Annotated in this window: 17 protein-coding genes; 8 read left to right on the top strand and 9 right to left on the bottom strand. The window is 70.2% G+C overall.

Annotated elements, in window-relative coordinates; all coding sequences use genetic code 11:
- The first annotated feature begins 16 nt into the window (after positions 1-16).
- Genes cobT through KB879_RS27030 form a run of 3 tightly spaced genes read left to right on the top strand, consistent with a single transcriptional unit; the run spans position 17 to position 2,456 of the window.
- Positions 17-1,057 (top strand): nicotinate-nucleotide--dimethylbenzimidazole phosphoribosyltransferase, encoded by a 1,041-nt coding sequence (gene cobT / locus KB879_RS27040; protein WP_211980182.1) that lies wholly within the window; start codon positions 17-19, stop codon positions 1,055-1,057.
- Positions 1,054-1,890, top strand: coding sequence for an adenosylcobinamide-GDP ribazoletransferase (locus tag KB879_RS27035; RefSeq protein ID WP_211980181.1), 837 nt, complete (start codon positions 1,054-1,056; stop codon positions 1,888-1,890). The genes cobT and KB879_RS27035 overlap by 4 nt, the downstream gene beginning before the upstream one ends.
- On the top strand, positions 1,875-2,456 hold the full coding sequence (locus KB879_RS27030; RefSeq protein ID WP_211980180.1) for a histidine phosphatase family protein: 582 nt from the start codon (positions 1,875-1,877) through the stop codon (positions 2,454-2,456). Before KB879_RS27035 ends, KB879_RS27030 begins: the two co-directional genes overlap by 16 nt.
- Here the strand turns inward: KB879_RS27030 and KB879_RS27025 are convergent, their stop codons facing one another.
- Genes KB879_RS27025 through cobU form a run of 4 tightly spaced genes read right to left on the bottom strand, consistent with a single transcriptional unit; the run spans position 2,457 to position 6,060 of the window.
- Positions 2,457-3,362 carry a cobalamin-binding protein gene (locus KB879_RS27025; RefSeq protein WP_211980179.1) on the bottom strand — a complete coding sequence of 302 codons (906 nt, stop codon included), beginning with the start codon at positions 3,360-3,362 and terminating at the stop codon, positions 2,457-2,459.
- An 18-nt stretch (positions 3,363-3,380) separates the two neighbouring features.
- Positions 3,381-4,400: a threonine-phosphate decarboxylase CobD gene (gene cobD, locus KB879_RS27020; protein WP_211980178.1), complete on the bottom strand. Its 1,020-nt coding sequence runs from the start codon at positions 4,398-4,400 to the stop codon at positions 3,381-3,383.
- Positions 4,397-5,371: an adenosylcobinamide-phosphate synthase CbiB gene (cbiB, locus tag KB879_RS27015; protein WP_013957799.1), complete on the bottom strand. Its 975-nt coding sequence runs from the start codon at positions 5,369-5,371 to the stop codon at positions 4,397-4,399. Before cbiB ends, cobD begins: the two co-directional genes overlap by 4 nt.
- The gene (cobU, locus tag KB879_RS27010; RefSeq protein ID WP_041228453.1) at positions 5,365-6,060 is read right to left on the bottom strand and encodes a bifunctional adenosylcobinamide kinase/adenosylcobinamide-phosphate guanylyltransferase; all 696 of its coding nucleotides are present in this window, start codon (positions 6,058-6,060) and stop codon (positions 5,365-5,367) included. The genes cbiB and cobU overlap by 7 nt, the downstream gene beginning before the upstream one ends.
- A 41-nt stretch (positions 6,061-6,101) precedes the next feature.
- Between cobU and KB879_RS27005 the strand changes: the two genes are divergently transcribed.
- Positions 6,102-7,622, top strand: a complete 1,521-nt coding sequence (locus KB879_RS27005; RefSeq protein ID WP_041228086.1) for a cobyric acid synthase — start codon at positions 6,102-6,104, stop codon at positions 7,620-7,622.
- A 132-nt stretch (positions 7,623-7,754) separates the two neighbouring features.
- Positions 7,755-8,948 (top strand): PepSY domain-containing protein, encoded by a 1,194-nt coding sequence (locus KB879_RS27000; protein WP_211980177.1) that lies wholly within the window; start codon positions 7,755-7,757, stop codon positions 8,946-8,948.
- 49 nt (positions 8,949-8,997) lie between these two features.
- On the opposite strand, the gene panC is transcribed toward KB879_RS27000, so the two are convergent.
- From panC to KB879_RS26985, 3 genes are all read right to left on the bottom strand, one after another.
- A complete protein-coding gene (gene panC, locus KB879_RS26995) occupies positions 8,998-9,846 on the bottom strand; it encodes a pantoate--beta-alanine ligase (protein WP_211980176.1) in 849 nt (282 codons plus the stop codon).
- 203 nt (positions 9,847-10,049) lie between these two features.
- Positions 10,050-10,934, bottom strand: a complete 885-nt coding sequence (locus KB879_RS26990) for a ScpA family protein (RefSeq protein ID WP_013957794.1) — start codon at positions 10,932-10,934, stop codon at positions 10,050-10,052.
- Positions 10,935-10,965: 31 nt separating this feature from the next.
- Positions 10,966-11,157 carry a DUF3460 family protein gene (locus KB879_RS26985; RefSeq protein ID WP_013957793.1) on the bottom strand — a complete coding sequence of 64 codons (192 nt, stop codon included), beginning with the start codon at positions 11,155-11,157 and terminating at the stop codon, positions 10,966-10,968.
- Positions 11,158-11,324: 167 nt separating this feature from the next.
- Between KB879_RS26985 and KB879_RS26980 the strand changes: the two genes are divergently transcribed.
- The 3 genes from KB879_RS26980 to bamE are packed head-to-tail and all read left to right on the top strand — an operon-like array spanning position 11,325 to position 17,908.
- Positions 11,325-13,127: an autotransporter assembly complex family protein gene (locus KB879_RS26980; RefSeq protein ID WP_211980175.1), complete on the top strand. Its 1,803-nt coding sequence runs from the start codon at positions 11,325-11,327 to the stop codon at positions 13,125-13,127.
- 40 nt (positions 13,128-13,167) lie between these two features.
- The gene (locus KB879_RS26975) at positions 13,168-17,316 is read left to right on the top strand and encodes a translocation/assembly module TamB domain-containing protein (protein WP_211980174.1); all 4,149 of its coding nucleotides are present in this window, start codon (positions 13,168-13,170) and stop codon (positions 17,314-17,316) included.
- 43 nt (positions 17,317-17,359) lie between these two features.
- Positions 17,360-17,908 (top strand): outer membrane protein assembly factor BamE, encoded by a 549-nt coding sequence (gene bamE / locus KB879_RS26970; protein ID WP_013957790.1) that lies wholly within the window; start codon positions 17,360-17,362, stop codon positions 17,906-17,908.
- Positions 17,909-17,923: 15 nt separating this feature from the next.
- Here the strand turns inward: bamE and KB879_RS26965 are convergent, their stop codons facing one another.
- Together KB879_RS26965 and KB879_RS26960 are read right to left on the bottom strand one after the other, a co-directional pair.
- Complete coding sequence (locus KB879_RS26965) at positions 17,924-18,889, bottom strand: ABC transporter ATP-binding protein (protein ID WP_013957789.1); 966 nt, start codon at positions 18,887-18,889, stop codon at positions 17,924-17,926.
- Positions 18,865-19,794 carry an ABC transporter ATP-binding protein gene (locus KB879_RS26960; protein ID WP_249221201.1) on the bottom strand — a complete coding sequence of 310 codons (930 nt, stop codon included), beginning with the start codon at positions 19,792-19,794 and terminating at the stop codon, positions 18,865-18,867. Before KB879_RS26960 ends, KB879_RS26965 begins: the two co-directional genes overlap by 25 nt.
- Positions 19,795-19,941: the final 147 nt, after the last annotated feature.

Below are 19,941 nucleotides of genomic sequence, written 5' to 3'. Positions count from 1 at the left end.
ACAAGGTCAAAGCATCATGCAGTTTCCGGAAATCACTCCCCTCGACGATGCCCTGCGCCCCGTGCTGCAGGCCGCCATCGACGACAAGACCAAGCCGCTCGGCGCACTGGGCCGGCTGGAATCGCTGGCCCTGCAGCTGGGCCTGATCCTCGGCACGGCGCGGCCGGTGCTGCAGCGCCCGACGGTGATCGTGTTTGCCGCCGACCATGGCGTGGCCGACGCCGGTGTCAGCGCCTATCCGGCCGAGGTCACCGCGCAGATGGTTCAGAACTTCCTGGCTGGCGGCGCGGCGATCAATGTGTTCTCGCGCCAGCACGGCATTGCGCTGGAGATCGTCGACGCGGGCGTGCGCGTGCCGCTGCCGGCGGCACCGGGCCTGGTCAACTGCCGCATTGCCGACGGCACCCGCAACTTCGCGGTGGAGCCGGCGATGACATCGGCGCAGGCGGCCGCGGCGATGACGGCCGGCATGGCGCGCGTGCTGCGCCATGCGCAGCAGGGCTGCAACGTGATCGGCTTCGGCGAGATGGGCATTGCCAATACTTCAGCGGCCGCCTGCCTGATGCAGCGGCTGACCGGCCTGCCGCTGGCAGACTGCATCGGGCGCGGCACCGGGCTGGACGATGCCGGCCTCGCGCGCAAGCGCGAGGTGCTGGAGCGCGCGCTGGCGCTGCATGCCGATGTGCAGGCGCCGCTGGAGGTGCTGGCCACCTTCGGCGGCTTCGAGATCGCGATGATGGCAGGCGCCTTCCTGGCCGCCGCCGCGAGCCGCATGGTGATCCTGGTCGATGGCTTTATCGCCACGGCCGCGCTGCTGGTGGCGCAGCGCCTGGACCCCAACGTGCTGCAGTACTGCGTGTTCACGCACTGCTCGCATGAGCGCGGCCACCGTGCGCTGCTCGACCAGTTCGGCGCCGCGCCGCTGCTGGCGCTGGACCTGCGCCTGGGCGAGGGCACGGGCGCCGCGCTGGCGTGGCCGTTGCTGGCCTCGGCGGCGGCGTTCCTGAACGAAATGGCGACCTTCAGCGGCGCCGGCGTCAGCACCGCCTCGCCATGAGCGTGCCGTCCGACCCGGTGCCTGCACCAGCACCCGAACCACGCAGCCCCGCCGGCGTGGCCGGCGAGCTGCGCTATTTCCTGACCGCGCTGGGCTACTTCACGCGCGTGCCGCTGCCGGGCTGGCTGGCGCGCTGGGCCGGATTCGAACCGCATTACCTGCACGCCGCCGCGCGCTACTTCCCGCTGGTCGGGCTGCTGGTGGGCGGGGTGGGCGCGCTGGTCACCTGGGGCGCAATGCTGTGGTGGCCGCCCGGCGTGGCCGTGCTGCTGGGCATGGCCGCCACGCTGCTGCTGACCGGGGCCTTCCATGAAGACGGCCTGGCCGATTGCGTCGATGCCTTCGGCGGTGCGTGGCAGCGCGAGGACGTGCTGCGCATCATGCATGACTCGCGCATCGGCGCGTTCGGTGCGATCGCGCTGGTGGTGGCGCTGCTGCTCAAGTGGCAGTTGCTGGTGGCGATTGCGGGGCGCGGCGGGTTGATGGTGCTGCTGGCGGTGATCGTCGCCGCGCACGCCGCCAGCCGCGCGATGGCGGCCAGCTATCTGGCCACGCTGACCTATGTGCGCCCCGAAGGCAAGGCCAAGCCGGTGGCGCAGAAGCTGGCCGGCGCGGGGCTGGCGTTCGCGCTGCTGTGCGGGCTGGTGCCGCTGTGGCTGGTGTCGCCGTGGTTCTGCGCGACGGCAGTGGTCGCGCTGCTGGGTCTGCGCCTGCTGCTCGGCCACTACTTCGTGCGCCGCATCGGCGGCTATACCGGCGACTGCCTGGGCATGGCCCAGCAGTGCGCCGAGATCCTGCTCTACCTGGTGGCCGCGGCATGGATGTGGTCCTGATCCGCCATGCGCAGCCGCAGGTGCCGGCGGGCACCTGCTATGGCTGCCTCGACCTGCCGCTGGTGGCGCCCCTGACGCCTGCGGCGGAACGGATCGCCGCCGGCCTGCCCACGCCGGATCGCATTGTCGCCAGCCCGCTGGCGCGCGCGCTCGGCACCGCGCAGGCGCTGGTGCAGACGTTATCGGCCGGCGCGCCGGCCATCGACACCGAACCCCGGCTGCGCGAAATCGACTTCGGCAGCTGGGAGGGCGTGGCCTGGGATGCGATCGACCGCGCCGCGCTCGACCAGTGGGCGGCCGACCTGCTGCACGCGCGCCCGCATGGCGGCGAAGCGCCGGCGCAGGCGATGGCGCGGGTTGCCGGCTGGGCCGCAACGCTGGCGGAAGATCGCGCGCAATGTCTGTGGGTGGTCGGCCATGCTGGCCCGATGCGCATGCTGGCCGCGCACTGGCTGGGCGTGCCGCTGGCGGCGACGGTCACCTGGGAGCTGGGCTTCGGTGCCAGTTGCGGCTTCACGCTGGGGCCGGGCGGGGTCCGGCTCGGCTGGTGGAACCGCGCCGCCTGATCAGCGTGCGGGCCGGCGCTTGCGCGCGGTGTCGAGGTCCTTGCAGATCAGCTCGGCACCTTGCACCACGCGCGGACCGGCGCGGTTGACCAGGTCGCCGTCGATCACGAACAGGTTGTTGCGCGCCACCGCCGTGACCTGCTTCCAGCGCCGCCACATCTCGAAATCCGGCAGCGGCTGGTCCGAGCGCGTGGCGCCCATGCCAGCGGTCAGCATCGCTTCCGGGTTGCCCGCGATCACCGCTTCGACCGACACGGTCGGCACCAGCGGCGTCTCGGCCGCGAACAGGTTGCGCCCGCCGCACAGCGCCAGCATGTCGCTGACCAGGTGCTGGCCGTTGAGCGTCATCAGCGGCTGCTGCCAGACCTGGTAGAACACCGTCACCGGCGGGCGTGCCGCGTAGGTCTTGCGCAGAGTCTCCACCTGCTGGCGGAAGCCGTCGGCAGCGCGCCGCGCGGTGGCTTCGGTGCCCAGCAGCGTGCCGAGCTTCTCCATGTTCTCCGGGATCGCTGCCAGCCTGCGCGGCTCGCTGTAGAACAGCGGGATGCCGAGCGCGCGCAGGCGATCGGTCTGCTTCTGCGCATTGCCGTGGCGCCAGACCACGATCAGGTCGGGCTTGAGCGCGGCGATGCGCTCCAGGTCCAGCGCCTTGTTGTCGCCCACGCGCGCGATCTCGCGCGCCTGCGGCGGGTAGTCGCTGTAGCTGACCGTGCCGACGATGCGCTCGCCGCCGCCGGCCGCGAAGATCATTTCGGTGACGTGCGGCGCCAGCGAGATCACGCGGCGCGCGGGCTGCGCCAGCGTCACGGTCTGGCCTGAGTCATCCACGGCAGACACCGCGGCGGCGGCGGGCAGGGCTGCTAGCAGCAGCGTGGAAGCGATAACGGGCGTCAGGCGGTTCAGCATGGCATCGGGGAAAGTGGTTCAGGCAGTGGCTGCGGCCAGTGCCGCGTCCAGCCGCTGCCAGGCGTGTGGCTGGTCCGGCGGCAGGCCCAGGCGCAGGCTCGGCGAGCAGCCGCCGGCGGCGTCGAAGTAGCGGGTCCAGACGCCTTGTTGCGCGAGCGCGTGGTGCAACCGCGCGGCGTCGTCATGCGGCACCCAGCAGAACAGCGGATGCATCACCGGCGCCAGGCCATGGCGGTCCAGCAGCGCGGCCAGCTTCGCCCCGCATGCTTGCAGCCGCGCGCGGGTGGCATCCTGCCAGGCGTGGTCGGCCAGCGCATGCTGCGCGACCTCGCGTGCCGGGCCCGATACGGTCCAGTGGCCCAGGCGCTCGCGCAGCGCGTCCAGCAGTGCCGGCTGCGCCAGTACGAAGCCGCAGCGGATGCCGGCCAGGCCATAGAACTTGCCGATCGAGCGCAGCACCACCAGGCCGGCCTTGCCGCTTTGCGCGGCTACCGAGCCATCGGGCAGGCAATCGATAAAGGCTTCATCGACCAGCAGCGTGCCGCCGCGCGCCGCCAGCTTCGCGTGCCAGCGCAGCAGCGTGGCGGCGGGCAGCATGCGGCCGGTCGGGTTGTTCGGGTTCACGACGACGAGATGGTCGAGCTCGTCGGCCAGCGCCGCTTGCGCGAAAGCCGCTTCATCCAGCGGCGCCACCGCATGGCCCGCGGCAGCGAAGGCCGGCGCGTATTCGCTGTAGCCGAGCGCGGCGATGCCCACGCGGCCCGGGCGCAGCAGACCCGGCAGCGTGCGGATGGCGGCCTGCGAGCCGGCGACGGGCAAGGCCTGCGGCGCGCCGCAGGCCTGTGCGGCCAGTTCGGCCAGTCCGTCGTCATCCTGCGGCAGCCGTTGCCACGCTCGCGCAGGCAGCGCCGGCACCGGATAGCCGTCGGGATTGATGCCGGTGGACAGGTCGAGCCAGTCGCCGGCGGGGCGGCCGTAGCGGCGCACCGCGGCAAGGAGGTCGCCGCCGTGGCGGATCGTGGCCAGGGCGGTGTTCATGTCGGCTTGGCAACCGCAAGGACGGCCAGCGCGCTGGCGCCTGCCAACGCCAGCCACAGCCACAAGGTGCGCTCGACCAGCCGCAGGCACGCCATCACGTGCGCGGCTTGCGGCGCGGGGCCGGCGCCCAGCGGCGGGCGTTGCTCGATCTCGCCGTGATAGCGCGCCGGGCCGCCGAGCCGCACGCCCACCGCACCGGCGCCCGCGGCCATCACGGGGCCGGCATTCGGACTCGACCATGCCGGGGCCTGCGTGCGCCAGCAATGCAGCGCCTGCGCGGTGGCGCCGAGCAGCGCATAGGACAGCGCGGTCAGGCGCGCGGGCACGAGGTTGAGCCCGTCGTCGATGCGCGCCGCGGCCCAGCCGAAATACAGCAGCCGCGGCGTGCGGTAGCCCCACATCGCATCGAGCGTATTGGCCAGCCGGAACACGATCACGGCGGGCGCGCCGCCGACCAGGAACCAGAACAGCGCTCCGAAGACCGCGTCGTTGCCGTTTTCCAGTGCCGACTCACAGGCGGCACGGGCCAGTGCTTCAGCATCGGCATCGGTGGTGTCGCGCGAGACGATGCGCGCGGTCAGCGCGCGCGCGGCGGGCAGGTCTGCCGCGGCAAGGGCGGCGGCGATCGGGGCGATATGCTGGCGCAGGCTGCGCGCGCCGAGTGCGGCGTACAGCGCCACCGCATGCAGCGCCAGGGCGGCAACCGGGTGCAGGCTGGCCGCGGCGTCGACCAGCCACCATGCGAGCGCTGCCGGCACCAGCACCAGCACACACCAGCCGGCGAGACCGGCAAGGCGCTGGCGCCAGGGCGCACCGCGCTGCGGCGCGGGGTTGAGCCGCCGCTCAAGTGCGGCAGCGATGCGGCCGAAGCCCACCAGCGGATGCCAGCGGCGCGGCTCGCCCAGCCAGCGGTCCAGCAGAACGCCCGTCAGTGCCGCTGCCACGCATGCCGGCCAGGCCAGCATCAGCATGTGGGATCGGCACCCTTCACCGCAACCGGAATGCCTGCCACCATCAGCCGCACGCAGTCGGCGGCGGCGGCCAGCTTCTGGTTCAGGCGGCCCAGTTCATCGACATAGAAGCGGGTGATGGCGCCCATCGGGATCACGCCGAAGCCGATCTCGTTCGTGACCAGGATCACATGGCCCGGCAGCGTGGGCAGCGCGGAGAGCAGCGCTTCGATTTCTTCGGTGAAGGCATCCGGCGGCGTGATCACGCCATGCTCAGGATACGTGCGGCCGTCGGGGAAGATCAGGTTGTTCATCCACAGCGTCATGCAATCCACCAGGATGCAGCCGTCGTGGCGCGCGTTGGCGTAGAGCGCATCGGCCAGGTGCACCGGTTCTTCCACCAGGCGCCAGTCGGCGGGGCGGCGGGCGCGGTGCAGGGCGATGCGGACCTCGAGCTCCTGGTCGGCGTGCGCCGGGTCCTGGTGCGCGGTCGCGATGTAGGTGACCGGGCCGCCGGTGATGGTGGCATGGTCGGTGGCGAGCTGTTCGGCGTAATGGCTCTTGCCGGAACGCGCGCCGCCCAGCACCAGGGTGAGCTGGCGGTTACCGTGTCCGCCGGCGGCACGCGGCTGGGTGGCGGTGTCGGGGGCGGAGGCGGGTGCGATGGCCGGGGTTTCCATCCGCGTATTGTAGCCGCCGCATCCGGGCATCGCACGGGAGGTGTTGCAGGCACCGGTGCGATAATCCGCCAATGCAGACCGACTCCTCGCAATCCCTGCCGCCGGGTGCCCTGCGCGGCACGCTGATGGTCCAGGGCACGACTTCCGATGCCGGCAAGAGCACCATCGTGGCCGGCCTGTGCCGGGTGCTGGCGCGTGCCGGCACGCACGTGGTGCCATTCAAGCCGCAGAACATGGCGCTGAACAGCGCGGTCACCGCCGACGGCGGCGAGATCGGCCGCGCGCAGGCGCTGCAGGCACAGGCCGCGCGGCTGGCGCCGCATACCGACATGAACCCGGTGCTGCTCAAGCCCAGCAGCGACACCGGTGCGCAGGTGATCATCCACGGCCGCGCGCGGCTGGACCTGGATGCGCGCGCCTACCATGCCTACAAGCCCGAGGCGATGAAGGCCGTGCTGGCTTCGCACACGCGCCTGGCGCAGGCCTATGACGTGGTGCTGGTGGAGGGCGCCGGCAGTCCCGCCGAGATCAACCTGCGCGAGCGCGACATCGCCAACATGGGCTTCGCCGAGCGCGTCGACTGCCCGGTGGTGCTGGTGGCGGACATCGACCGCGGCGGCGTGTTTGCGCACCTGATCGGCACGCTCGACTGCCTGTCCGACAGCGAACGCGCGCGCGTGACCGGCTTCATCATCAACCGCTTCCGCGGCGATATCGGCCTGCTGGAGCCGGGACTGGACTGGCTGGTCGCGCGCACCGGCAAGCCGGTGTTCGGCGTGCTGCCCTACCTGCACGGCCTGCATCTGGATGCCGAGGACGCCATCATCGGCACGCAAGCGGACAAGGCAGGCACGCCGGCGCAGCGCCTGCGCGTGATCGTGCCGGTGCTGCCGCGCATCGCCAACCATACCGATTTCGACGCGCTGCGCGCGCACCCGCAGGTGGACCTGCAGTTTGTCGGGCCCGGCATGCCGATCCCGCCCGCGGACCTGGTGGTGCTGCCCGGCAGCAAGAACGTGCGCGGCGACCTGGACTTCATCCGGGCCAATGGCTGGGACGCGGTGCTGGCCCGGCACCTGCGCTACGGCGGCAAGCTGATCGGGATCTGCGGCGGCATGCAGATGCTGGGGCGGCAGGTGCACGATCCCGATGGCCGCGAAGGCCCGGCCGGCAGCAGCGCGGGGCTGGGCTGGCTGGATTTCGAGACCACGCTGGCGGCAGAGAAGCAACTGCGCCAGGTCGGCGGCCGGCTGGCGCTGGATGAAGCCGATGCGCCGGTGCGCGGCTACGAGATCCATCTTGGCGTCACCACGGGCGCGGGGCTTGAGCAGCCGGCCCTGTGGCTCGACCGCGGCGACGGCACGGTGCGGCCCGACGGCGCACGCTCGGCCGACGGCCAGGTGCTAGCCACCTATGTCCACGGCCTGTTCGACGAGCCCGCCGGCTGCCAGGCGCTGCTGCGCTGGGCGGGGCTGGACGGCGCCCAGGCGGTGGACCTCGATGCACTGCGCGAAGCATCGATCGAGCGGCTTGCCGACACCATGACCGCGCACCTGGACCTGGATGCGATGCTGGCGCCGCTGCGGCGCTGACGCATGCGGCACGGCCGCCTGGCGGGGCCCTGTTAGAATCGCGAATCTTTCGCATTTGCATTCTGCGTGAAAGTGGCTTGTGCGCCATATTCCACGCATGGCCGCGTCCGCTCAACGTACTTCAGCCCCCTCATGGTCACCGGCCGCCTGCGCGTCGTCCTCGTCAAACTGCACCTGTATATCGGCCTGAGCCTTGGCCTGCTGTTCGTCCTGTTGGGGCTGACCGGCATGACCATCGCCTGGCGCGACGAACTGGATGCCTGGCTCAACCCTGACCTGCTGGTGGCGTCCGCGCCGATGACGGAGCCGGTCTCGCCGGCCACGGTCCAGGCAGTGACCGAGCGGCTGGCTGCGCCCCCCTACGGCAAGCCCAACCTGCTGATGCTGCCGGCCCATGCCGACGGCGTCTTTATCGCCTGGTATCCGGTCAAGGGGCCCGACGGCGTGGTGCCGGGCCGCTCACGCCAGGTGATGGTCGATCCGGTCACGCTTGCGGTGAAGGGCGAGCGGGTCTGGGGCGAGGCGGGCCTGTCGCGCCGGCTGCTGCTGCCCACGCTGTTCCACCTGCATCGCTACCTGCTTAGCGGCGACACCGGCAAGACCATCACCGGCGTGGCCGGCATGCTGCTGTTGCTGACCACGCTGGTGGGCGTGGCGGTGTGGTGGCCCAAGATGAAGCTGCGCTCGGTGGTGCAGGCGTTCCGCATCACGCACGGCGGTTCATGGTCGCGCTTCAACTATTCGCTGCATCGCGCGGGCGGCATCCTGGCCGCGCCGGTGCTGGCCATCATTGCCTTTTCCGGCTGGTACCTGAACCTGCCGAAGTGGGTGACACCGATGGTGGCGGGCGTAATGACCGTGACGCCGCCGGTGAAGCACGTCTCGGCACCAGCGCCTGCCGGGGCCCGGCAGCTGGGCGTGGGCGAGATCATGGCGGCGGCGCAGGCCCAATACCCGCAAGCGCAGGTGACCCGCATCAGCTTCCCGCGCAAGCCGGGCGACGCGTTCGAGGTACGGCTGCGCCAGCCCGGCGAGGTGCGCAAGGACACCGGTGCCACGCGGCTGTGGCTCGATGCCTGGAGCGGCAAACCGCTGGGTGTGCGTGATCCGCACGAGGCGCCGGCGGGCGACACGCTGCTGAACTGGCTGTTCCCGCTGCATACCGGCGAGGCCTTCGGGCTGCCGGGGCGCGTCTTCATCACGCTGTTCGGGCTGGCACCGCTGGCGTTTGCCGTGACCGGCGTGCTGATCTGGTGGAAGCGGCGGCGGGGCCATCAGCGGCATATGGTGAAGGCCGCACAACGCTCCGGCATGCGCCGGGCATGAAAAAAGCAGGCCGGCGGCCTGCTTTTCTTGTCCGGTGCGGCGGCGCCGCTCAGATTTCCAGGTTGTCGATCAACCGGGTCGCGCCCAGCTTGGCGGCCGTCAGGATCACCAGCGGCTCGCCGGCGAGGAATTCCTCGCGCGTCGGCGCCTGCAGGTCGACGCGCTTGCGGATCGACACGTAGTCAGGCTTCCAGCCGCGCCTGGCCAGCGATTCCTTCGCATTCGCCTCGACCGCAAGCAGGTCGGCCGCAGCGCGGTCGCTGCCCAGCACGGCGTCGCGCACGTCATGCAGCGTGCGGTACAGCACCGGCGCCTCGGCGCGCTCGTCGGGGCTCAGATAGCGGTTGCGCGACGACAGCGCCAGGCCGTCTTCGGCACGGATGGTCTCGGCGGGGATGATGTCAATCGGCAGGGCAAACTGCTGCACCATGCGGCGCACGATCATCAGCTGCTGGTAGTCCTTCTTGCCGAACACCGCCACGCGAGGCTGCGCGCACGAGAACAGCTTCATCACCACCGTGCACACGCCCTTGAAGAAGCCGGGGCGGAACTCGCCTTCCAGGATGTCGCCCAGGTCATGCGGCGGCTCGACGCGGTATTCCTGCGGTTCGGGGTACATATCGCGCTCGGACGGCGCGAACAGCACGTAGACGCCTTCCCGCTGCAGCTTCTCGATATCGTCCTGCAGCGTGCGCGGGTACTTGTCGAAATCCTCGTTCGGGCCGAACTGCAGGCGGTTCACGAAGATCGATGCCACCACCGGGTCGCCGTGCTGGCGTGCCAGGCGCATCAGCGACAGGTGGCCTTCGTGCAGGTTGCCCATAGTGGGGACGAAGGCAGCGCGGTTCTGGCCGCGCAGTTGGTCGCGCAGCTCTTGGATGGAGGAAATGACTTTCATCTGCCTTGGTGTGCTGGTCGTGATAGGTGTGACCCGGGCGCCGGTCCATCGAGGGGCGGCACATGGACTACCGGTCTCGGCCTTCTGTCGGGCGTGGGGCCTTCGGGCACTTGCCGTCGGGGCCTGCGCCGTGGGCCGTTGGGCCGGCTGTCGGCGGATTGTAGAACAAGTGGGACGGGGCCGGACCCCGCACCGCGGGTGGGTCAGGTCGGGCTGTACGCCAATCGCACATAAATTGGTGCGAACGGTTCGGCCTGGGTGATCTCCACCAGCGCTTCGCGCGACAGCTCCAGCATGGCGATAAAGTTCACCACCACCACCGGCACGCCCTTGCCGGAGCGCACCGCGTCCTCGAACAGTTCGGAGAATTCCATGAAGCGCGAGTGCTGCAGCCGGCGCAGGATCTGGCTCATGTGCTCGCGCACCGACAGTTCCTCACGCGAGATCTTGTGGTGCTGGTTGAGCTTGGCGCGCTTGAGCACATCGGCCCAGGCGGACTGCAGGTCCACGGTTTCCACTTCGGGGAAGCGCGGCGCCAGGCTCTGCTCGATATAGACCTGCGAGCGCAGGAAGTCGCGGCCCAGCTGCGGCACCGTATCCAGGCGCTGCGCGGCTAGCTTCATCTGCTCGTATTCCAGCAGTCGGCGCACCAGCTCGGCACGCGGGTCCTCGGCCTCATCGTCGCTGTCGGCCTTCTTGACCGGCAGCAGCATGCGCGACTTGATCTCGATCAGCATGGCCGCCATCAGCAGGTATTCGGCGGCCAGCTCAAGGTTGGTCTTGCGGATCTGCTCGATGTAGGACAGGTACTGCCGGGTGACCTGCGACATCGGGATGTCGAGGACATTGAAGTTCTGCTTGCGGATCAGGTACAGCAGCAGGTCCAGCGGGCCCTCGAAGGCTTCCAGGAAGATCTCGAGCGCGTCCGGCGGGATGTACAGGTCCTGCGGCAGCTTGAACAGCGGCTCGCCGTACAGGCGCGCGAAGGCCATCCCGTCGACCATGTCGGCAGGGCCGGCTGCAACGGCCGGGGCCACGGCCGGCAGCTCGACGGGCAGCGGCAGCTTGTCCTGGTCGCCTGCGCTCATGGGCGGCGTGCGCTCGCGGGGGCGGCGGGAATCAGTTGTCCTGCGAGTAGACGTATGGCTTCTGCGCCACGCGCGAAGCTTCGGCGCGGGCGCGCTCTTCCAGGTCGATCGGCGACTTGTCCCACAGCAGGGCACGGCCGTCGCGCTGCTCGGCCTCCAGCGTCGGGCGCTCTTGCTTGAGCTGCTTCAGGAACTGGGTGATTTCGGATTCGTAGATGGCCATGTTCAACCGTGATGCGCCCGCGCGGGCGCCAGATGGGTGCAGTGGGCCACGATTTTACAGTATCGGCCCCCCGGAATGCATCCAGGCCTGGTGCAAGGCGCCGGAAAGTTCCGGGCGTAAGGCCGGGTGTGGTCAAATACCGACTTTGTATGTGTGGACAATCGGCGATGCCGCAAGACACCGCTATTACCGCTAACTCCGCTGGCCGCGCGCGCGTGGCCGTTCGCGTACTGGCCGTGCTGGGCGCGGTGCTGGCGCTGGCGGCCGGCCCGGCCCGCGCCGCCTACGAGGTCGAAGTCGAGGCACCCAAGCCGATTCGCGAAATGCTGGAAGAGCATCTCGACCTGGCACGCTACAAGGACCGCGCCGACCTTTCGCCGGACCAGCTTGACTATATGGTCGAGACCGCCGGCGAGCAGGTGCGGGCGCTCACCTCCACCGAGGGCTACTTCGACCCGACCACCACCACCCGCGTCGAAGGCGAGGGCGACAAGCGCGTGGTCCACGTGATGGTCGACCCCGGCGCGCGCACGCTGATCCGCAATGTCGACGTCCAGGTGACGGGCCCGGCAGCCACGCGCTCGCCCGAACAGGTGGCAGAGATGCAGGCCAAGTGGGGACTGCCGGTGGGTGAGCCGTTCCGGCAGGGCGACTGGGACAAGGCCAAGGAAGACGCGCTGGTCACGCTGCAGAGCCACAACTACTACGGCGCGCGCCTGGCCGCGTCGCAGGCGCGCGTGGAGCCGGACGACCAGCGCGCGGACTTGTCCGCGCATTACGCCAGCGGCCCGGCCTACCTGCTGGGGCCGCTGAAGGTGACCGGCACGCGCCGCTATCCGGAACAGATCATCTACAACGTCAACCCGCTGAGCGAGGGCGAGCCGTACCGCGTGGAGCGGCTGCTGGAGCTGCAGCGCGCGATCCAGAACCAGCCGTACTTCTCCAACGTGCAGGTCGACCTGGAACCGCCGCCGGACGCCGACAAGGCGGCTGACGGCGTGGTGAGCTCGCCAGTGCTGGTGCGCGTACGCGAATATCCGGCGCACCGGCTCAACAGCGGCGTGGGCTTTACCACCGACACCGGCGCGCAGATCGAAGGCCGCTATTCGTACTACAACCTGTTCAACCGCGCCTGGACCTTCGACTCGCAGGCGCGGCTGGAGCAGAAGCGCTCCTATCTGTTCGCCGAGACCGCGATGCCGCCGGACAGGGGCAACTACCGCAACAGCGTGTACAGCAGCTACGAGCGCACCATCGACATCGAGAACACCGACACCACCAGCCTGCGCGCGGGCCTGAAGCGCTCGCGCTCGCGCGAGAAGTACGACGTGACGACGTCGCTGGATTTCTACTACGACAAGCTGCTGCCGGAGGGCCAGGCCGCCCAGATCAGCAAGGCGCTGGTGCCGGCCTTTGCGTGGACGCGGCGCGACGTCGACAATCCTGTGTTCCCGCGCCGCGGCAACGTGATCAGCACCCAGGTCGGGGTGGCCGCCAAGGGTTTCCTCAGCGATGCCACCTTCCTGCGGCTGTACGGCCGTATCCGCCAGTACATACCGGTGGGCAAGCGCGACCTGGTGGTGGCACGGCTGGAACTCGGTGCCGACCTGACCGGCGACAGCTCCAGCCAGATCCCGGCCACGCTGCGCTTTCGCGCCGGCGGCACCGATTCGATCCGCGGCTACAGCTACCAGTCGATCGGCACGCCCAGCGGCTCCAGCATCTTGCCGGCCAAGTACCTGGGCACCGGCAGCCTGGAGTACCAGTACTGGTTCAAGCCGGACTGGGGCGTGGCGGTGTTCTGGGATCTCGGCACTGCCGCCGACAACCTGCGCGGCGTGACCATCTACAACGGCGTGGGCGTCGGCGTGCGCTGGCGCACGCCGGTGGGCCCGCTGCAGCTGGACCTGGGCTACGGCATCCAGGCGCAGCAGTTCCGGCCGCATATCTCGCTGGGGGTGGCGTTCTGATGCGGCACCCTTGTCTTTCCCGCCTGACCCGGATGCCGGCATGAGCGCTCACGATCTGCCTTCGGTGCCCGGCGGCGATTCGGCCCGGACGCCGACCCCGCCCGCGCCGCGCAAGCGGCGGCGGCTGTGGCGCGTGCTGGCCTGGCTGGCCGGCATCCTGCTGCTGCTGATGGTGGCGCTGGTGGCGGCGGGCGTGGCGGCGCTGCACACCGAGACCGGCACCCGCCACCTGTGGACGCTGGCCACGCGGCTGTCGGCCGGCATGCTCAGCGGCCGGCTGGAAGGCGGCACCGTGACGCACGGCCTGCGCCTGCGCGACGTGGTGTTCGCCAGCGGCCAGACGCGCGTGGCGGTGGACCGCGTGGATGGCAACTGGGCGCTCAACTGGCAGGCGCGGCGCCTGCACGTGCAGTGGCTACGCATCGGCAAGGCCGAAGTGAAGCTCGGACCGTCCGAGCCGAGCACCGAGCCGACGCAGAAGCCCACGTCGCTCGAACTGCCGCTGGCCATCGATGTCGATTCCCTGACGCTTGAGCGGCTGTCGCTGCTGCAAGGCACGGCGCCCACGGCCGTGCCGATGGTGTTCAGCAACCTGGCCGGCGCGCTGCACAGCGACGGCCAGCGCCACCGCGTCAGCGTGGACAAGCTGGAAACACCATACGGCAAGCTGGCGGCCAACGCCCAGCTGGGCGCACGCGCCCCGTTCGCGCTCAGCGCCGAAGCCTTGCTGGAAAGCAGCTGGCAGGATGAGGCCTTTGCCGTCAATGCCACCGCCAAGGGCAACCTGGACGCGCTGCGTGCCGAGCTGCAGGCCAGCGGCGACCGCATCCACCTGCGCGCAGGCGCCGACCTGACGCCGTTCGGCAAGGTGCCGTTCACGCACCTGCTGGTCGATGGCGATCGCATCAACCCGCGCCTGTTCAGCCCGTCGGCGCCACAGGCCAACCTGACCGTGCATGCCGAGCTGCGGCCGGTGGGCGGCGTGGCGGCGGGTGCCGGCGCGCAGGCAGCCAGTGCCGTGGCGGCATCGGCTCCCCCGGCGGCATCGGGGGTCTCCGCATCCGCTCCTGCGGCGGTGCCGGCGCCCGCACCGCTGGCGGTCGCCGGCGACATCGCGATCCACAACCTGGAAGCCGGTCCGCTGGACAAGGAGCGGCTGCCGGTCCAGTCGGTGCGCGCCCACGTCGAGCTGAGCGAGATGGCACAGGCCGTCTCGGACCTGCGCGTGGCGCTGGCCGGCAAGGCCGAGATTGCCGGCGGCGGTTCGCTGCGCGGCGGCCGTGGCGGTTTCGACCTGGATGTGCGCAGGCTGGACCCGGCCGCGCTGCATGGCTCGCTGACCAGCGCCAGCCTGTCCGGCCCGGTGGTGGTGCGGATGGAGCCGGGCCGACAAAGCGTGGCGCTGGACTTGTCGGGCGGGCCGCTCAAGCTTTTCGCCGATGCCAGCATCGATGCCGAGGCGGTCACGCTGGCCACGCTGCGCGCCGCGGTGGGGCCGGGTTTGCTGACCGCGGAAGGCAAGCTCGGCCTGAAAGACAAGCAGCCGTTCAGCTTCAAGGGCAAGCTGGCCTCGTTCGATCCCTCGCGCCTGGCCAAGGTTGCCGCCGGCCGGATCAACGCGGATTTCACCGCGACCGGCGAGATCGCGCCCGAGCTTGGCGTGGCGCTGGATTTTGCCGTGCATGAGAGCGAATACGCGGGCCTGCCGATGACCGGCGGCGGCAAGGTGCGCCTCGCAGGCGAGCGGCTCTTGCCAAGCGAGGCCTCGCTGAGCATGGCCGGCAACCAGGCCAACCTGCGCGGCAGCTTCGGCGCGCGCGGCGATGCGCTCAAGCTAGCGGTCGATGCGCCGCAGCTGGAGCGGCTCAAGTTTGGCGTGGCCGGCAAGCTCAAGCTCGACGCCACCATCACCGGCACGCTGAAGAAACCTGAAGTGGTGGCCGACTACAACGCGCAGGCGCTGGAAGTGGGTCCGCACAAGGTGGCCAGCGCCAGCGGCCGCGCCGAGGTGCGCGGCGGGCTGGACGGTCCGCTCTCGGTGCAGCTGGCCGCGCGCGACTACCGCGGCCCGCAGGCCAGCCTGAGCACGCTCGATGCCACGCTCAACGGCACCCAGGCCAACCATACATTCGACGTCAAGGCGGCCGGCAGCCTGAACAAGCGGCCATTGCAGCTGGCGCTGGCGGGGCAGGGCGCGTGGAAGGGCAAGGAGGGCTGGAACGGCACCATCCGCACGCTGGAAGAGCGCAGCACCGTCAACCTGCGCCTGGCAGCGCCGACGCAACTGCTGGTGGCCGACCAGCGCGTGCGCCTGGGCGCCGCGCGCCTGCTGCTGGACCGCGCCACGCTGGCGATCGACAGCCTGGACTGGGACCACGGCCGCATCCGCAGCGCGGGCAGCCTGGACGGCCTGCAGGTGGGCCATGTACTGGAGCTGATGGAAACCATCACCGGCGAGAAGCCGCCGGTGCGCTCCGACCTGGTCATCGACGGCCGCTGGAACCTGGCGCTGGCCGAGACCGCGACCGGCTTTGCCGAACTGCGCCGGCGCAGCGGCGACCTGTCGGTCAATGCCGGCCGGGGCTTCACCACGCTCGGCCTGGGCGAGACGAGCCTGCGCGCCGAGGCCGGCGGCAACCGCATCGCGCTGCGCGGCGGCATGGTGTCGGGCCGCATCGGCAAGGTGGTGGTGGACGCCTCCGCCGGACTGGTGCAGGAGCAGGGGCTGCAGACCGTGGGCCCGGCCTCGACCCTGGGCGGCACGGTCACCGTCGACGTGCCGCGGCTGAAATCGCTGGAAGCGCTGACCGGCCCGCAGTACGCCTTCGACGGCAAACTGGCCGCGGCGATGCGCCTGGCCGGCACGGTCGGCGCGCCGCTGCTGACCGGCACCGTCGACGGCGACAATCTCGCCGTCACGCTGTATGACCTGGGCCTGCGCCTGACCGACGGCACCGTGCGCGTGGTGCTGGACCAGAACACGGTCGAGCTCAAGCACGTGGAATTCCACGGTGGCGACGGCAAGATCACGGCCACTGGCAACGTCAAGCTGGGCGAGGCCGATCCCAACCTGACCGGCAAGATCGTCGCCGACAAGCTGCAGCTGTTCGCCAGCCCCGAGCGCACGCTGGTGGTCTCGGGCGATGCCACCATCGCCAACGAGAACAAGCAGGTCGTGATCCGCGGCAAGATCCGCGTCGACCGCGGCCTGTTCGACCTGCCCAAGGCCGGTGCGCCAGTGCTGGGCGACGATGTGGTGGTGATCCGGCGCAAGGACCAGCGCGCCGTGAAGACTGCCGCCACGCCGGCGCCGGAGACCAAGCCGGCAAGCAAGTTCAGCCCGGTGATCGACCTGACCGTGGACCTGGGCAACAACTTCCGCTTCCGCGGCGCGGGCGCGGACCTGTTGCTGGCCGGCCAGATGGGCGTCAAGAGCGAACCCCTGGCACCAATGAAGGCCACCGGCACGGTGCGCGTGACCGAAGGCACCTATGAAGCCTTCGGGCGCAAGCTGGACATCGAGCGTGGCGTCATCAACTTCAACGGCCCGATCGACAACCCGAACATGAACATCCGCGCCATGCGCCGCAACCAGGAAGTGGAGGCGGGCGTGGAGGTGACCGGCACGGTGCGGCTGCCGCGCGTGCGGCTGGTGTCGGAGCCCAACGTGCCCGAAGAGGATAAGCTCTCGTGGCTGATGTTCGGCTACGGCGCGGAAAGCGCCGGTGCCGGCCAGCAGCGCCAGCTGGGTGGCGCCGCGCTGGGCGGCGCGGCGCTGGGTATGATCGGCGGCAAGGCCGGCAAGGGGATCGTGCAGCATTTCGGCATCGACGAATTTTCGATCGGGCCCAGCACCGCGGGTCTCAATGACCAGCAGGTGGTCAGCATGGGCAAGGCCATTTCCGATCGTATGTCGGTCGGCTATGAGCAGAGCCTGACATCGGCCTCGAACGTGGTGAAGCTGACCTGGCAGTTCTCGCGGCGCTGGTCGCTGATTGCCAAGGGCGGGTCCATCAACGGTTTGTCGGTCTTGTTCAACCGCCGCTTCGACAGCTGGGCGAACCTGTTCAGCGGGACCTCGGGTCGCAGCGACACCAGAAGGAGCCAGCAGGATGAGAGCCAGCCAACCAGTCCCGACAGCGCGGCACAGGCAGCCTCGGCAGCCGTCGCCGAACCCGTGCGCCGCTGACGGGCGCCCCGCCACTTTCGCGTCGCCGCGACGCCTTGCCGCCATGGGACTCTTTGCCGCTTTGCTTGCGCTGTTCGGCTGCGACCAGCAGAAGGTCGATGAAGCCATGAAGAAGGCGGGCGACACCGCCCGCAACACCTGGAACGCGATCAAGCCCGACAGCGAGTTGTTCAAGGGCATCGTCCCCGGCCAGTCCACTGAGGAAGACCTGCGGCGCCAGGCCGGCAAGCCGGAGATCGTATGGGAGGAAGCCGACGGCGGGCGCCGGCTGGAGTACCCGCGTGGCCCCGAGGGCACCACCACCTGGATGGTCACCATCGGCGCCGATGGCAAGGTCGCGAAGATCGAGCAGGTGCTGTCAGCCGAGAACTTCGCACGCGTGCGCGCCGGCATGAGCAAGGACGACATCCGCCGCCTGCTCGGCAAGCCCACCAAGGTGGAGGCATTTGCGCTGAAGAAGGAAGAGGTGTGGGGCTACCGCTGGATGGAAACCTCCACCGACAAGGCCTTTTTCAATGTGCATTTCAACAGCGACGGCACCGTCACCACGACCTCGCGCAGCGACGATCCGTCGAAGATGCAGGGCGGCTGACCCGTGCCCAGGCCCTCAGTGGAGCAGGTGGCAGGCGGCCACGTGCACCGGCGCGGCTGAGCCGGCGGCCGGGTCCAGCCGCAGCATGCGGGGGATCTCGGTGGCGCAGGCCGGCACCGCCCGCGGGCAGCGCGGATGGAACTTGCAGCCCGCCGGCGGGTTCAGCGCCGAGCCGATATCGCCCAGGATCAGCCCTTCGGCCGGCTGGTGGTCAGGGTCGGGACGCGGCGCCGAGCCCAGCAGTGCCTGCGTGTAGGGGTGGCGCGGGGCGCTGAACACCGCGGCGCTGGGCCCGCTTTCGGCCATATTGCCCAGGTACATCACGCCCACGGCCGAGCTGAAATGTTCCACCAGCGCCAGGTCATGGGCGATCACCACATAGGCCAGGCCGAAGCTGCGCTGGATATCCGACAGCAGGTTGACGATCTGCGCCCGGATCGAGACATCCAGCGCCGAGGTGGGCTCGTCCAGCACGATCAGCCGCGGCTGCAGCGCCAGCGCGCGCGCCACGGCAATGCGCTGGCGCTGGCCGCCGCTGAACTCGTGCGGATAGAGGTCAAGCGCGCCGGGCGGCAGGCCGACGATCTCCAGCAGCTCCAGCAGCCGCCGGCGCAGCGCGGCGCGGTCGCCGCCCTGGCCGTGCGCAAGCAGCGGCTCGGCCAGCAGCATGCTGACCTTCAGGCGCGGATTGAGTGACGAGGACGGATCCTGGAACACCGCCTGCACCTGGCGCCGGTAGCCCAGCACGCCCTTGCGGTCCAGCGCCAGCACGTCCTGGCCGTCGAAGCGGATGGTGCCCGCGCTGGGGCGCTCAAGCAGCAGCAGCTGCCTGGCGATGGTGGTCTTGCCGCAGCCGGACTCGCCCACCAGCGCATAGGTCTGCCCGGCATCCACGGCAAAACTGACGCCGTCGACGGCGCGCACCGTGCCGCCGCCGCGCGCGGGGAAATGCTTCTTTAGGTTTTCGACTTCGAGCAGCATGGCTGCCTCCTGGGTTCTTGGCCGGCCGACGCCAGCCAGCAACTGACCTTGTGGCCGGATTCAAGTTCGATCTCGGGGGGATAGGCGTCATCGCACAGCGGCTTGCGGTGTGGGCAGCGCGCCGCGAAGCGGCAGCCGTGCGGCGGGTCGATCAGGCTGGGCGGGCTGCCCTGGATGGCGTACAGGCGCTCGCGCTTTTCGCCGAAGTGGGGGATGGCCTGGAGCAGGGCCTGCGTGTAGGGATGGGCGGGGCGCTGGTACAGCGTGCGCACGTCGCCGGTCTCGACAATGCGTCCGGCGTACATCACCGCCACCCGGTGGCAGATGCTGGCCGCCACGCCCAGGTCGTGCGTGATCAGGATGATGCCGACACCGGTCTGCGCCTGGATCTTGCGGAACAGCGCCATGATCTGCACCTGGATGGTCACGTCCAGTGCCGAGGTGGGCTCGTCCGCCACCAGCAGGCGCGGCGCGCTGGCAATGGCCATGCCGGCTACCACGCGCTGGCGCATGCCGCCGCTGAACTGGTGCGGATAGTCGTCCAGCCGCGTCTCGGGCGAGGGGATGCGCACGCTGTCCAGCACCTGCACCACCTGGCGGCGTCGCGCCTCGCGGCTGTCGGCGCGGCCGTGGTAGCGCAGCGGCGCGCCGACCTGGTCGCCCACCGTGAAGACCGGGTTCAGCGAGGTCAGCGGATCCTGCGAGATCATCGCGATCTTGCGGCCGCGGTACTGCGTGCTCATGGTCTTTTCGGGCAGCTGCAGCAGGTCCACGCCATCGAGCAACACCTTGCCGCCGAGTTGCACGCCGCCCTGGCGCGGCAGCAGGCGCAGGATCGACAGGATAGTCATGGACTTGCCGGAACCGGATTCGCCCACCACGCCCAGGGTCTCGCCCTCATGCACGTGCAGGTCGACGCCGTTTCCACGGCGCGCACCGTGCCGCGGCGCAGTTCGAGGTGCGTGGTCAGGCCCTGTACCGACAGCATGGGCGCGCCGCGTAGGGAATTCTGGGCAGCTGGCGTTGGCGACGGGCGTTGCGTCACGTGCGGG

Origin of the sequence: Cupriavidus sp. KK10, from assembly GCF_018223725.1 — a bacterium.
Taxonomy (GTDB): Bacteria; Pseudomonadota; Gammaproteobacteria; order Burkholderiales; family Burkholderiaceae; genus Cupriavidus; species Cupriavidus necator.
This window is presented reverse-complemented; position numbering and strand designations above follow the sequence as displayed.